The organism is Corallococcus sp. bb12-1, assembly GCF_026626765.1.
Classification (GTDB): Bacteria; Myxococcota; Myxococcia; order Myxococcales; family Myxococcaceae; genus Corallococcus; species Corallococcus terminator.
Genome location: NZ_JAPNJZ010000003.1, coordinates 303404 through 318209, shown reverse-complemented (window position 1 = coordinate 318209; position 14806 = coordinate 303404). Strand labels below are relative to the sequence as shown.

Below are 14806 nucleotides of genomic sequence, written 5' to 3'. Positions count from 1 at the left end.
GGCCCGCGGACGGCTACGGTGCCACCGCCCGCTCCAGGCACCAGCGCAGTTGCTTCGCGAGCGCTTCGACCTGGTCCTTGTCCATCATCAGGGCCAGATGGCTGCCGGGCGTTTCGTAGATCTCAAGCTCGCCGGTGCAATACCTTCGCACGCCGTTGATCAGCGGATCCGCTTCCACATGGACGTCCTGCGGCGTGCGCAGAAGCGCGACGCGACCACCGCCATAAGGCCCGGGAACGTAGCGGCTGCCCGCCCGCGTGTTCGTCGTGAACATCTGCACGGCGTTGAGCAGGTCGTGGCCCATGCGCCGGATGAAGCGCCACTGCGAGGCCACGCCACCCTGCAGGTTCTCCCGGGGCGACAGGGGCAGGCTGACGCCCACCCACTGCGCCAGGACGCGCAGCTCTTCGTAGGAGGTCGGCGGCTTCAGCTTCGACACGTAGTTGCCCAGGATCATCAACCACAGCGCCAGGTCGCGGGGCCGGTGCAGCTTGAGGGGCTTGTCCGCGTGCACCACGCCGCCGTCCAGCAGCGCCAGCAGGGCGACCTTCTCACCCTCGGCCTCCAGGCGCCGGGCCATCTCGAAGGCGACGATGCCGCCAAACGACCACCCTCCCAGCAGGTAGGGCCCCGCGGGCTGCACGGCGCGCAGACCCTGGAGGTAGAGCGTGACCATGTCCTCCACGCTCGACAGCATCGGCTTGCCGTCCAGCAGTCCCTGGGACTGGAAGCCGTAGAAGGGTTGATCCGGCCCCAGGGCCCGCGCCAGCTCCAGGTAGCACAGCGGGCTGCCACCGGCGGGGGCCACGCAGAAGAAGGGGACCCGGTCCCCTTCCGCGTTGAGGGCGACGACGGGCAGCTCGGCGCGGCCCCGGGGCGTGCCGGTACGCGCGGCCTGTTGCTGGCCGCGCAGCTGCTCCAGCAGCCGCTGCTTCACCGGCGACAGCGCTTGTGCTCCAGGGGACGGACGGTCCAAGGCTTCTTCTCCAGACGGGGTCAGAACCTGACCATGAGGGACTCGAGGCCCCGGGTGAGCAGGTTGAATTTCACCCGGGGAGGTCGGCGCTCATCCAACCGGAGCCCTGGCAGGCGCTGGAACAACGTCTGCAACGCGACCTCCAATTCCAGACGCGCCAGGTGGATGCCCAGACAGGTGTGGCGCCCCGTACCGTAGCCGAGGTTGGGCCCTGGCTTGCGCAGGATGTCGAAGCGCTCCGGCGCTTCGAAGACGCGCGGATCATGGTTGCCGGAGGTGATGCCCAGGAACGCGGTCTGCCCCTTCTTGAAGGGCTTGCCGCCGAACTCGAAGTCCTCCTTGACGATGCGGTGCATGAAGGGCACCGAGCCCTCGAAGCGCACCAGCTCCTCCGCCGCCGGCCGCGCCAGCTCCGGCTGTTCGCGCAGGAGGCGCAGCTGTTCGGGATGCTCCAGGAACACGCGCGCGCCAATCGCCAGTTGATCCGTGGTGGTGATGTTGCCGCCCACCAGCGTGGCGATGCACTGGGCCACCACGTCCTCTTCGTCCAGCTCCGCGCCCTCGTGCCCCGCGATCCACAGACCCAGCAGGTCCTCTCCCGGTTGATGCCGCTCCTGCGCGAGCCGACCCCGGAAGTAGGCGTCCAGCCGCGCGATGGCGGCATTGGCGCGCGGCGCGGCGGCTTCCATCTGGTGCAGCGCGCCCCCGAAGAACGCGGCGATCCGCTCCGAGCACTCGTGGAACATCGGCTGGTCCGCGGTGGCCACGCCGAACAGCGCGGTGATGACGCGCCCGGGGAGCGGGTCGGCGAAGTCCTTGACGACATCCAGCTCTCCGCGGGCCGCCACCGCGTCCAGCAGGTCGTGGGTGGTCCGCTCCACCACGGGGCGCCAGCTGGCGAGGCGCTGGGGACCGAACCCCCGGCTGGCCCACCTGCGCGTCGTGGCGTGGGCCGTCCCATCCTTCATGGTGATGAACCTGCGCGTGAAGCGCAGCAGGTGGTCGGTGGTGCCCGGCGCGGCGCGGCGAAGCTGGGGTTCGAGCGTCGCGTCCACGCGTTCGGAGCTCAGCTGCGGGTGGCGGAACGCGCTCGTCACCTCCGCGTGACCCATGATCAGCCAGCCCATGAAGGTCGGCGACCAGGACACGGGGGCGGCCTCGCGCAGCCGCTGGTAGATGTCCGCGGCGCGGACCGCTCCTTCGCGCGTCATCAGTCCCAGTTCGGGGGCCTGCGGACGGTTGCTCACGGAGGGGTCTGGCATTGTCCGACGATAGGGATGCACCTCGCCACACGTCAACGAACGAAGCAGGAAGCACCGGACGCGACGCGGCATGAATCCATCACACCCCACCTGCTGCGTCGCATGTTCGTGGCATGAAGGTGAAGCTTGTACTTGAAGGTGGCGAGCGTAGGCTCCACCACGGCTTGCGCGGGCCCTGGCCCGCGCGTTCCAGTCAGTCTTTTGCAGAAGCCCCCAGCAGCTCGACGGAGGATTCATGCCACGCATCATCTTGGTTTCGGGCAAGGGCGGGGTGGGCAAGACCACCGTCGCCGCCGCGACGGGTTGGGCCGCCGCGAAGAAGGGCCACAGGACACTCGTGCTCTCCTTCGACCTGGCCCACAGCCTGTCGGACTCCTTCGATCAGGGAGAGCAACTCTTCCAACAACACAAGGGCCTGCCGAAGCGGGTGGCGGAGAACCTGGACCTCCAGGAGATCGACGTCCAGGAGGAGATGGAGCGCAACTGGAAGGACATCTACCGCTACAGCGCCGCGCTGATGACGGGCGGTGGGTTGGACGAGGTGGTGGCCGAAGAGGTCGCCATCATGCCCGGCATGGAAGACATGGTGGCGCTGCTGCACCTCAACCGCTACGTCACCGAGAAGCGCTATGACGTCATCGTCCTGGACTGTCCGCCCACCAGCGAGGCGCTTCGCTTCGTGAGCTTCAGCACCACCCTGGACTGGTACGCGCGCAAGCGGCTGAAGATGGACCAGACGCTGGTCAAGCTGCTGCGGCCCATGGCCTCCGTGCTCAGCGAGTCCGCCAAGAGCTACCTGCCGGATGACGCCTACTTCACGGCGCTCCAGCGGCTGTTCGAGCGGATGGGCGGTATTGATCAAATGCTGCGCGATCCGAAGGTCACGTCGGTGCGTCTGGTGACCAACCCGGAGAAGATGGTGGTCCGTGAGACGCAGCGGGCCTTCATGTACTTCTGCATGTACGGCATCACCACCGACTCGGTGGTCATCAACCGGCTGTTGCCGCAGGGCGAGGGCTATTTCTCTCAGTGGGCCCAGGCCCAGCAGGCCCAGTCCCAGGACATCAAGGACTACTTCTCTCCGGTCCCCGTCTCCAGCCTGCCGTTGCTCTCCAACGAGGTGGTGGGCGTCGCCCAGTTGGAGAAGTTCTCACAGCTGCTGTACGCGGAGCGGGACCCGGCGGACTTCTTCATCGATGCGCCCTCCTATGGGTTCACCAAGAAGCCGGGCGGCGACTACCAGCTGGAGCTCCAGATGCCCTTCGTGACCAAGGAGCAGATCGACCTCAGCCGGAAGAACGAGGACCTGGTCATCCGCGTCGGTACCTTCAAGCGCAACGTCCTGCTGCCCCGCGCGATCATTCCGTTGCGCACCGAGGGAGCGAGCATGGAGAACGGCCGGCTGGTCGTTCGCTTCGCGAAGTAGGGACCGTCCAGGTCCCCCGTTGTCCGACGTGCCCTAGCTTTCACACCATCAGGAGGATTTCGAATGGCCAGCCTCATCATCACGGATCCCGCCGCGTCCCCGCAGCAGCAGCTGGAGGCCCGCGACGACGCCTCTCCCGCCGCCGAGCCCACGAGCCCCAGCGTTCCGGTGAACGCGCCCCCGGTGTTCAAGTCCCTGCTCCAGTCGGTGTCGGACCTGGCGGAGATGCAGAAGAACACCTTCGAGATCCTCCAGAAGCAGATGCTGGAGACCCAGTCGCAGGTGCTGCGCAGCCTGCTCTCCACGGTGGATCGTCGCCTGAAGACCGTCATGACCGCGAAGGCGACGCCGACCGAGGAGAGCCCCAAGCTCATCAAGGTCGGCATCAAGTAGCGCGGTCGGCAGGGAAGCCCGGGCCTAGAACTCCACCTCCTCGACGTCCGCCTCGGGCGTGGTCGGGGGGGCGGGGTTGGCGGCCCACTGCATCAGCTCGATGGACTCGGCGATCCCAGCGACGGTCGGGGTCCGGAAGAAGCTGGCCAGCGGCACGTCGACGCCCAATTCCTCACGGAGGCGGGCGACCAGCCGGGTGGCCAGCAGGGAGTCCCCTCCCAGCATGAAGAAGCTGTCCCGGATGCCCAGGGTCTGGGTTCCAAGCAGCTCCCGCCAGAGCGCCAGGAGCTTCTCCTCCAGCGGGGTTCGAGGGGCCTCGGGCAGGGCGCGCGTGGCTGCCGTGCTCACATCCCGGGACGCGAGCGCCTTGCGGTCGATCTTCCCGTTCGGGGTCCTGGGCAATTGCTCCCAGAGCACCCAGTGGGTGGGAACCATGTAGTCCGGCAGCTTCTTGCGCAGGAATTCGCGCAGCGGGGCCTCCACGCCGGGGCCGTTGGAGGGGCGCGGCTGCATCCACGCCTTCAGCGTGGCTGCATCAATCTCTCCGCCCACGAAGCCGTGCAGGAGGACCTGCCGTGGCCTCAGCGCCAGCAACGCATTCATCCCGTCCGAGGCGAAGCTGCCGACAGCGCACAGGCCCAGCTGGTGCCGCGTCGCGTGCTCGCTCAGGAGCTGGCCCATGGCGCCCGCTTCGATGAGGCAGTAGTCCCGGGCCCGTTCGCCATACATGGGCTCCACCGCGTCGAGCTGCCCCACCAGCAGCAGGCTGAAGGCCGCCTTGTCGAACGCGGCCTCGTTGTACGCGCCGTAGTGGGCGGCGCGCAGCTCGCCCGCCCCGGGGTGCTTCACCAGCCGGTGCTCGACGGGGTGGTAGTAGTAGAGGCCTTCCTCCAATCCCTTCACGCGGCCCGGCTTGACGCTGAGGTAGGCCCGGACGGGATAGAGGCCACCGGCGGAGGGGTAGCGGTACTTGGGAAGCGGTGCCCCCGGGATGGGAATCTGGCGCAGACATGCCAGGAATTGGCCGAGCGTCTCCAGGGCCAGGGGTTCGGAGCGGAACTCGCGAACGGTCTGCCGCTCCAGGTAGGCCTGCACCAGCGCCTCATCCACCTCTGGGCCCGGCAGCGCGATGCCCTGCGTGTCCGGAGTCAGGGGCTGGATGCCGGGTTGCCGGAGCTTGAATTGCAGCCGCTCGACGGGATCCTGGAGGACAGTCTCTCCGAGCGGCGCGGCCTCGACCGGGTGCCCGTCGTTGCTGCTGGCGTGAGGAGCATTGAGGCCCGGCCCGGGAACGATGTGGGCCACCAGCCGCCGGCTGGCCCCGGGCTCACCGACGGCGGTGACGACGGCTTCGCGAAGGGAGGGGTGAAGTGCGAGCGCGGCCTCGATTTCACCGAGCTCGATGCGGAAGCCGTTGACCTTGACCTGGAAGTCCTCGCGACCGAGGAACTCGATGGCGCCGTGGGGCCAGTAACGGCCGAGGTCTCCCGTCTTGTAGAGGCGCTCTCCGGTGCGCGGGTGGGTGATGAAGCTGGCCTGGGTGCGGGTCTCGTCGCGCCAGTAGCCGAGCGCGAGGCCAGAGCCAGCGATGAAGAGATGGCCGGGGACCCAGTCGGGGACGGGGCGCAGCAGCTCGTCGAGGACGTGGAAGCGCTGGTTGGTGAGGGGGGTGCCGTAGGGAATGCTCTTCCAGTCGGGCCTGACGGAATCGACGGGGTGGAAGATGGACCAGATGGAGGCTTCGGTGGCGCCGCCCAGGCTGATGAGGAGCAGGGAGGGCCAGAGGGAGCGCAGCTGCTCTGGGAGGGAGAGGGGAATCCAGTCGCCGCTGAGCATGCAGAGGCGAAGGGAGGGCGGAGGAGCGCGTCCCTGGAGGTGGGAGGCGAGCATCACCACGGTGGCGGGGACGGAGTTCCAGACGGTGACGGAGTGGCGGCGCAGCAATTCCTCCCAGTGGGAGGGGTCGCGTGCGAGGGCGGGGTCTGGAAGGACGAGGGAGCCACCGACGGCGAGCAGGCCGAAGATGTCGAAGACGGAGAGGTCGAAGCCCAGCTCGGAGAGGGCGAGGACGCGGTCTGAGGAGGAGAGGCGGAAGCGGGAGTTGATGTCGAGCAGGGTGTTGAGTGCGCCCCGGTGGTCGATCATCACGCCCTTGGGCAGTCCGGTGGAGCCTGAGGTGAAGAGGACGTAGGCGAGGTGGTGGGGAGAGGTGACGGGAGCGAGGGGCGGAGGCGGAGGCAGTGCGAGGGGAGCGCGGTCGACGCGCAGCCGCCGCGAGCCCTCGGGCCATTCGTCCCGCTCATCGATCCACGGTTGGGTCACCACCACGCGGACCTCTCCCACGCTCAGCAGGTGGCGGCGGCGCTCCAGGGGAAGTTCGGCGGCCACCGGCAGATAGGCGGCGCCGGCCATGAGGATGCCGAGCACGGCGACGACCTGCTCCCAGCCCTTCTCCATCACCACCGCGACCAGCGTATCGGGCTGGACGCCCGCTTCCCGCAGCCGGTGGGCCAGGTCGGTGGCGAGCTTCGCGACCTCGCCGTAGGTGAGGCAGAGGTCTCCACTGAGGATGGCGGGCTGCTGGGGACGCAGCGCGGCCTGCTGGAGGAAGGGCGTGTGCAGGAGGCCGTCGGGGAGCGGGGCCCCGGTGGCGTTGATGGTCTCGCGCCGAGCCAGGTGCGCCGCGGGCGTGAGGCTGAGCGTGGCGTCCGTCCAGGCCTTCTCTCCCGCCGCCAGCGTCTCCAGTAGCTGGCGGTAGGCCTCGAACATGTCATCCAGCATCCCGGGGGAGAACAGCGCCTCCACCGCGTCCCAGTTGATGGCCAGCCCTTCGTCCTGTTCGAGGACCTGGAGGTCCAACCACACCTGCGGAGTCTGGTTGATGCCGTAGACCAGCGTCCCGAGCTCGTTCAGCGCGGAGGCTCCCTGTCCGGAGCTCCCCAGGGCGAGGCCGCTGGTGAAGACCACGGGCATCAGCGTGCGCGGAGTGCCGCCCTCGCGGCGCGCCAGCTCGCGGAGCACCTGCACGCCTCCGAAGAAGCGGTGGTCCATGTCCTTCAGCAACTGTTGCTGGAGCCGGGTGGCCCGGTCGGTGAACGTGCCCGGCAGCGTGCCATCCACCTCCAGCAGGTTGATGGACGTGAAGTCGCCGACGATGTCGTGGACCTGCGGGTGCAGCGGCAGGCGGTTGAAGAGGGTGAGGTTGAGGACGAAGCGCTTGCCCTTGCTCCACGTCGCGAGGACCTCGGCGTAGGCGGCCATCAGCAGGCCAGAGGGCGTGAGGCCCGCCTTGCGCGCGCGCGCCGCGAGCTGCCGCCACGTCGCGGGCTCCAGCCGGCCGCTGCGTCGCTGGAACTGGTACTTCTCCAGCGTGGCCGGGTTGCTGGCGAGCGGAAGCTCCGGAGCGGACGGGAAGCCCTCCAGGCGCTCCATCCAGTAGTGGCGTGAGCGCGTGTACAACTCCGTGTCGCGCAGGCGTTCCTCCGCGATCACGTAGTCCCGGAAGGAGAGCTCCAGCGGCGCGAGCGGGAGGTCCGGCTGCGCGTAGAGCTGGGACCACTCCTGGAAGAGGCGCGTCATGCTGGCGCCGTCCGCGATGACGACGTCGATGCTGATGTGGAGGCGGACGCGCTCCTCTGGCAGCAACGTCGCCCGGAGTTCGAACAGGGGCCACTGATCCGTCGGCAGCACCTGATGGGACATCTGTTGCCGCGCGTCGTCGATGAGGCGCGTGGCTTCCCCGGCGTCCGCCCGGCGTAGGTCGCTGGTGGCGATGACGTAGGCGGGCACCTGGGCCAGGAACTGCTGTTGGCCACTGGCGAGGATGATGGCCCGCAGCATCTCGTGCCGCTGCACCAGCCGATTCCACGCGCGAGCCAGGCGCTCCACGTCCATGCCCCGCCCCTCCAGCTCGAAGTACACGTGGGTGGAGACGCCGCCCAGGTCGACGGCGCCCGCGCGGCCGACCCAGTACGCCTGCTGGATGTCCGTGAGCGGGAAGGGCTCATGACGCCGTTCGGGCTCCGGCACCGCTCGCGGCAGCTCCACCGAGGTGTGGAGCAGTTCGAGCAGCTCCGCCTTGCGCTCCACCAGCTCGTTGCGCAGCTCCGGGCTCAGCGCTCCCTGGGGCGCGCTGAAGCGCAGGCGATGGTCTTCCTCCCACAGTTTGATGCCCAGGCGGTTCACCTCGGACAGCACCTCCATGATGCTTCTCACAGCTCACCCTCCTCTCTGGGCTCTGAACTCGTGTCGGGAATGGATGTCGTGGCGCGCAACGCCTGGCGGACCGTGTCGATGTACTCCGCCAGCGTGGCGACGGTGGGGTGGGCGTAGAGGCCGTGCAGCGGCAGCTCCATCTCGAACGCCTCGCGCACGCGGGCGGTGAGCTGCGTGGCCAGCAGCGAGTCGCCTCCCAGCTCGAAGAAGTTGCCGTGGAGGCCCACCCGCTCCAGGCCCAGCAGGGCCGTCCAGAGCTTCACCAGGAACTCCTCGGTGGGCGTGCGGGGACCGGCGAGGTCCTCGGGCGCGGAGGGCCTGGGCGCGGCCAGGGCCGGCAGGGCCTTGCGGTCGAGCTTCCCGGTGCTCGTCCGTGGCAGCGCGTCCAGCGGCACGTAGAAGTCGGGGACCATGTAGTCCGGCAGCTTCCGGGAGAGGTGGTCGCGCAGGGCGTCGGGTTCGAAGCGGCGGACAGAGAGCGGTGCCTGCGCCAGCAGCACGTCGAACCCGACGACGTCGGCGAGGGAGCCGGGGTGGCTCAGCAACGCGCTCTGGGTGTATCCGGCATCGCGCAGCAGGTGGACCCACTGGTCGCTCGGCAGGAGCGGGTGGTGGGTGCGCAACCGCGTGTCCTCGAAGCGGTCGAAGCCCTGTTGCAGGCCCATGATCAGGTCGAAGGAGCGGAAGAACTTCGTCTCCTCCAGCACCAGCAGCAGTCCGCCTGGAGCGAGGAGCGTCCGGAGGTTGCCGAGGCTGTCCTTGAGGTGGCGGGTGTCGTGCAGCACGCTCGACGCGATGATGATGTCGAAGGACTGGGGCTCATAGCCCTGGGTCCGGGGACTCGCCTCCAGGTCCAGCAGGCCGTATTCGACGAAGGGGAAGTCCGCGAACTTCTTCCGGGCGGCCGTGAGGAAGAACGTTGAGATGTCGGTGAAGGTGTAGTGGCAGCGCGCGGGCGGCAGCAGCGGCAGCAGGTGTTCGGTCGTCGAACCGTAGCCCGCGCCCACCTCCAGGATGCGCAGCGGCCTGTCCTGGGCGCCGGTGGCCACCACGGCGCGCAGCACGCTGGCGAGGACCTCGTTGGAGCGCTGGAAGAGCTTGCGGTAGACGAGCGGCGTCTCCTCGGCGGCGTAGACCTGCGCGGAGCGCGCGCCGTCCGTGAGCACCTGGGGAAGATCCGCGACGCCCTGGAGGAACCAGTCGCTCTCCTTCGGGGAGAAGCCCAGTCCAGCGGCAAGCTGGGTGCGGACGCGCGAGGCCAGCTCGGGCGAACCTCCCGCGGGCAGGGGCCGCACCGCTTCGAAGAACTCCCCGTCCTGGCGCAGCACGCCTTCCTCGGCCAGCACGCGCAGGCCACGCGACACCCACTTGCGATAGCGCGAGGCCACCCGGCCCCGGGCCATGAGCCCGTCCACGTCGTGCCGCTCACCCGGTGCCACGAAGACGCCCAGCTTCCGCAGGGCGTCGCACAGCTCGGCCAGGTACAGCGCATCCAGGCTTCGCCACAGTCCGATGAACGCGTCCCGATCCACGTCGTGCTGCGGCTGTCGGGCCTGGGCCAGCCCCGCGTCAACGGACTCCTGCCAGGTCTTCCCGGCCTGGGATGGATCCGCGCTCGACACCGGGAAGACGTCCGAGGCGGGCGCGTCCTTCGCGACGACGTAGGCCACGAGGTGGCGGTTGGCTCCGGGCTCGCCGACCGCGGTGACGACGGCTTCGCGAAGGGAGGGGTGAAGTGCGAGCGCGGCCTCGATTTCACCGAGCTCGATGCGGAAGCCGTTGACCTTGACCTGGAAGTCCTCGCGACCGAGGAACTCGATGGCGCCGTGGGGCCAGTAACGGCCGAGGTCTCCCGTCTTGTAGAGGCGCTCGCCGGTGCGCGGGTGGGTGATGAAGCTGGCCTGGGTGCGGGTCTCGTCACGCCAGTAGCCGAGCGCGAGGCCTGAGCCTGCGATGAAGAGATGGCCGGGCACCCAGTCGGGGACGGGGCGCAGCAGCTCGTCGAGGACGTGGAAGCGCTGGTTGGTGAGGGGGGTGCCGTAGGGAATGCTCTTCCAGTCGGGCCTGACGGAATCGACGGGATGGAAGATGGACCAGATGGAGGCCTCGGTGGCGCCGCCCAGGCTGATGAGGAGCAGGGAGGGCCAGAGGGAGCGCAGTTGGTCCGGAAGGGAGAGGGGAATCCAGTCGCCGCTGAGCAGGCAGAGGCGAAGGGAGGGCGGAGGAGCGCGTCCCTGGAGGTGGGAGGCGAGCATCACCACGGTGGCGGGGACGGAGTTCCAGGCGGTGACGGAGTGGCGGCGCAGCAGTTCCTCCCAGTGGGAGGGGTCGCGGGCGAGGGCGGGGTCTGGAAGGACGAGGGAGCCGCCGACGGCGAGCAGGCCGAAGATGTCGAAGACGGAGAGGTCGAAGCCCAGCTCGGAGAGGGCGAGGACGCGGTCGGAGGCGGAGAGGCGGAAGCGGGAGTTGATGTCGAGCAGGGTGTTGAGGGCGCCCCGGTGGTCGATCATCACGCCCTTGGGCTGTCCGGTGGAGCCGGAGGTGAAGAGGACGTAGGCGAGGTGGTGGGGAGAGGTGACGGAAGCGAGGGGCGGAGGCGGAGGCAGGGCGAGGGGAGCGCGGTCGACGCGCAGCCGCCGCGAGCCCTCGGGCCATTCGCCCCGCTCATCGATCCACGGTTGGGTGACGATCCACGTGGCCTGGCTCTGGGCCAGCAGGGCCTGACGCCGCTCCTTCGGGAGCGCGGGATCGACGGGGACGTAGGCGGCGCCGGCCATGAGGATGCCGAGCACGGCGACGACCTGCTCCCAGCCCTTCTCCATCACCACCGCGACCAGCGTGTCGGGCTGGACGCCCGCTTCCCGCAACTGGTGGCCCAGATGCCGGGCCAGCGTGTCGAGCTCTCCGTACGTCAGCGTGGCGCTCGGCGTGATGACCGCGACGTCGCGCGGACGGCTCCGGGCCTGCTCCAGGAAGGGCCCGTGCAGGAGCTGTTCGGACAGGGGGGCTTCGGTGGCGTTGACGGCGGCCCGGCGCGCCAACTGCGCCGGGGGCGTGAGCTCCGGGTGGAGTTCGTGCCACGCGGCCCCGGAGTCCACCAGGCGCGCGAGGAAGCGGCAGTAGGCCGCGAACATGTCGTCCAGGAGGCCGGGCGGGAAGAGCGCCTCCACCGCGTCCCAGTTGAAGAGCAGCGCTCCGTCCTGCTCGATGACCTGATGATCCAACCAGACCTGCGGCGTCTGGCCGACGGCGTAGGTCATCTCGCCGAACTGATTGAGGACGGAGGCCTCCTGGCCCGCGGCGCCGAGCGCCAGCGTGCTGGTGAACACCACGGGCATCAGCGCGCGCTGGGTGCCTCCCTGCCGGCGGGCCAGCTCCCGCAGCACCCGCACGCCTCCGAAGTGGCGGTGGTCCAGGTCCTGCCAGAGCTGCTGCTGGACGCGCTGGGCTCGCGCCGTGAAGGGCTCCAGGAGCGAGGCATCCACCTCCAGCAGCGACAGCGAGGTGAAGTCCCCGACGATCTCATGGGTCTGCGGGTGCAGGGGCAGGCGGTTGAAGAGGGTGAGGTTGAGCGTGAAGCGGGGGCTCTTGCTCCAGCGGGCAAGCACCTCGGAGAACGCCGTGCAGAGGACGGCGGAGGGCGTCAGGCCCTCCTCGGCGGTCCGCTGCTTCAGCTTCTGCCAGTCCTCGCGGGACAGCCGTGAGCCCCGGCGCTGGAAGCGGCCCGCGCCCACCGCGTCGGGCGTCCTCGCTAGCGGCAGTTCGGGGGCTGGCGCCATGCGCTCCACCCGCTCCATCCAGTAGGCGCGCGAGCGTTCATACAGCGGCGTGCGCCGCAGCCCTTCTTCCGCGAGCACGTAGTCCCGGAACGTGAGCTCCAGCGCTGGCAGCTGCGCCTCCGGCTGCTGGTAGAGCCGCGCCCACTCCTGGAAGAGACAGAACATGCTCCAGGCGTCGGCGATCAGCGCGTCCAGTCCCACGTGGAGCCGCAGGTGCCCGTCGTCCAGCAGCGAGGCGCGGATCTCGAACAGCGGCCAGCGGTCGGCTGGGAGCACCTGATGGGACATCTCCTCGCGGACCGCGTCGAGCTGACGGGTGCGTGAGGCTTCGTCCTGTCCACGCAGCTCCAGGACCCGCAGGTGATAGGGCGGCACCTGCTTCAGCACCTGCTGACGGCCGTCCGGGAGGATGACCGCGCGCAACATGTCGTGACGGTCGATGAGCCGGCGCCACGCCTGCTCCAGGCGGGAGACCTCCAGCCCCTGACCGTTGATCTCGAAGTAGATGTGCGTGGACACCTGCCCCAGCTCGTAGTCGCCCGAGCGGCCCACCCAGTAGGCCTGCTGGATGTCGGTGAGCGGGAAGGGTTCGAAGCGGGCCTCCGGGGCGGGCTTCACCTGGGGAAGGGCCGGGCTGCCCGGGGTCAACGACGTGGGCGCCGTCCGCTGGAGCGAGGCGATCCGTTCGGCCAGGGCGCCGAAGGTGGACGACTCGTAGAGGCCCACCAGCGGCAGCTGCACGCAGAACGCCTCGTTCACCGAACCCACGAGGCGCGCGGCCAGCAGCGAGTGTCCTCCTCGCGCGAAGAAGTTGTCCCGCATGCCCACCCGCTCCACGCCCAGCAGCTCCGTCCAGAGGCGGGCCAGACGCAGTTGCAGCGGGGTGCTCGGCTCTCCGCCTTCCGTGAGGGAGTCCGCGGGCGTGGCTTCGCGGGGCGCATGCACGGCGGGGATCAGGTCGTCCGGGAGCAGGGACAGCAGGGCGCCCAGCCGCTCCGGCGCTCCGTCCACCACCGCGACGGACAGCGCCAGCAGGCCCTGGAGGACGCGCTCGGCCGCCGCCGCATCCAGCCGTGAGCGGTCATGCACGAGCCGGACGGTCAGCTCGGAGCCCGGGAGGATGAGCAGGGTGAGCGGATGGCGCGTCCTCGCGCCGATGGAGCGCAGGTCGGCCAGCGCGAGGCCGGGACCGGACGACGAGGCCTGGAAGGCCTCCATCGGATAGTTCTCGTAGACGAGGATGCTCTCGTGGAGCGGGAGCGCTCCGGGCACCTCGCTCCACTCGTGGACCTGTCCCGCGGAGCAGTATTCGAAGGCGCGCTGGTCGTTGCGCTGGGTCTGCCCCTCCTGGAACCAGGACCACAGCTCGCGCGAGGGCTCCACGACCCTGCGCACGGGCAGGGTGTTGATGAACGGGCCGATGATGGACTCCACGCCCTCCAGCTCCGGCGGCCTGCCAGACACCGTCGTGCCGAAGACCACGTCCGTGTGTCCGCTGTACCGGCTCAGCAGCACGGCCCAGAGCCCCTGGAAGAAGGAGCTGGGCGTGAGCCGTTGCTGCTTGAGCTTCGCGAGGAGCGCCTCCGTCCGCGCTGGAGGCAGGCCTGCCTGCACGACGCCATAGCCCGTGTCGGAAGTTTCCTGCGCCGCGGGCCTCCCGAGCGCCGTCGGCCGGGTGAAGCCTCGCAGGCGCTCGGACCAGAAGCGGCGCGCGGCCTCGGGCTCCTGTCGCTTCAACCACGCGACATAGTCCCGGAAGGGTCGGCTCGTTCCCAGGCGGGGCGTCTGGCCCTGGAGGAAGGCCTGGTAACAGCTCAGGACCTCCTGAAGGAGGAGGGGCAGACACCAGCCATCCAGCAACAGGTGATGGAAGGTCCACACCAACCGGGCCTCGTCATCGCTGAAGCGGAAGAGGGCCAGCCGCATCAGCGGCGCCTTCGCGAGCTTGAAGCCGCGCAGGCGCTCCGACTCCAGCTCCGCTTCCAGCCGCTGCTGCTGTTCGTCGGGAGGCAGCGCCCGCAGGTCCTGGCCGCGCAGGGGCACCGAGACGCGAGGCAGGACGACCTGGACGGGCTCCGACTGCTGCTTCCAGGCGAAGCCGGTGCGCAGGACCGCGTGCCGTTCCACGACGTGCTGCCAGGCGCGTTCGAGGGCGGCCTCGTCCAGGGGCCCCTCCATGCGCCAGACGAGCTGCTCCACGTGGATGCCGGACTCGGCGGCCGCGAGGCTCTCGTAGAGCATTCCCTGTTGCGAGGGCGAGAGCGGGTAGATCTGTTCGACTTGAGGCTTGCTCACCTAGTCCTCCGTGGAGTCCTGCTCGAGCTCATCCAGGATGAGGTCGAGCTGGGACTGGCTCAGGTTGGCGTCGGGAAAGTCCGAGGCGGAATAGCCGCCCGCATCGGGCGACCGACAATGGGTGATGAGCCCGCGCAAGGCTTCGAGGTAGTCGCGGGCCCGCGATTCGATGGTGGAGCGGTGGTGGACGCGGCTGCCGTACAGCCAGTCCACGCGCAGCCGTCCCTCCGTCACGACGGCGATGATGCTGAGCAGGTGCGGGCGCCGTCCGCTCGGATCATGTTCCAGCCCGAGCGTCCCAGGGGACGCCCGGAACGCGGCGCCGTCCTCCTGCGCCCGGGCCTGCTGTCCCAGGTAGTTGAAGCTCACCTGCGGTCGGGGCAGGGCCCGCAGTTGTTCGCGGAACGCACCCTCTCCGAGGAAGCGAAGCACGCCGTAGCCGATGCCCGCATCCGGGATG

Annotated in this window: 7 protein-coding genes (1 of these 7 only partly in view); 2 read left to right on the top strand and 5 right to left on the bottom strand. The window is 69.3% G+C overall.

Translation table 11 applies throughout. The features are described from left to right. Positions 1 to 13 precede the first annotated feature (13 nt). Positions 14 to 976 carry an alpha/beta fold hydrolase gene (locus OV208_RS08975; protein WP_267573400.1) on the bottom strand — a complete coding sequence of 321 codons (963 nt, stop codon included), beginning with the start codon at positions 974 to 976 and terminating at the stop codon, positions 14 to 16. A gap of 20 nt (positions 977 to 996) precedes the next feature. Beyond that, positions 997 to 2223, bottom strand: a complete 1227-nt coding sequence (locus tag OV208_RS08970; RefSeq protein WP_267573399.1) for a cytochrome P450 — start codon at positions 2221 to 2223, stop codon at positions 997 to 999. A gap of 250 nt (positions 2224 to 2473) precedes the next feature. Here OV208_RS08970 and OV208_RS08965 point away from each other — a divergent pair, with 250 nt between their 5' ends. Next, the gene (locus OV208_RS08965) at positions 2474 to 3664 is read left to right on the top strand and encodes an ArsA family ATPase (RefSeq protein WP_267573398.1); all 1191 of its coding nucleotides are present in this window, start codon (positions 2474 to 2476) and stop codon (positions 3662 to 3664) included. Positions 3665 to 3727: 63 nt separating this feature from the next. Beyond that, positions 3728 to 4057: a hypothetical protein gene (locus OV208_RS08960; RefSeq protein ID WP_267573397.1), complete on the top strand. Its 330-nt coding sequence runs from the start codon at positions 3728 to 3730 to the stop codon at positions 4055 to 4057. Between the two features lie 24 nt (positions 4058 to 4081). Here OV208_RS08960 and OV208_RS08955 read toward each other — a convergent pair whose 3' ends face one another. The 3 genes in view from OV208_RS08955 to OV208_RS08945 are tightly spaced (each overlapping or abutting the next) and all read right to left on the bottom strand, a layout consistent with a single transcriptional unit that may run on beyond the window. Further along, entirely contained in the window at positions 4082 to 8272 is a 4191-nt protein-coding gene (locus tag OV208_RS08955) for an amino acid adenylation domain-containing protein (RefSeq protein ID WP_267573396.1), read from the bottom strand. Beyond that, on the bottom strand, positions 8269 to 14346 hold the full coding sequence (locus OV208_RS08950) for a non-ribosomal peptide synthetase (protein WP_267573395.1): 6078 nt from the start codon (positions 14344 to 14346) through the stop codon (positions 8269 to 8271). Before OV208_RS08950 ends, OV208_RS08955 begins: the two co-directional genes overlap by 4 nt. Beyond that, positions 14347 to 14806, bottom strand: partial view of a non-ribosomal peptide synthetase gene (locus OV208_RS08945; RefSeq protein WP_267573394.1) — the end only. The gene runs 8876 nt beyond the window's last position; the window shows 460 of its 9336 coding nt (coding positions 8877-9336); its start codon lies off the right edge, out of view — the gene reads right to left on this strand; the stop codon is at positions 14347 to 14349.

Coding starts and splice junctions, on each gene's coding strand:
- OV208_RS08965 (WP_267573398.1), top strand. CDS start 2,474: ATGCCACGCATCATCTTGGTTTCGGGCAAGGGCGGGGTGGGCAAGACC.
- OV208_RS08960 (WP_267573397.1), top strand. CDS start 3,728: ATGGCCAGCCTCATCATCACGGATCCCGCCGCGTCCCCGCAGCAGCAG.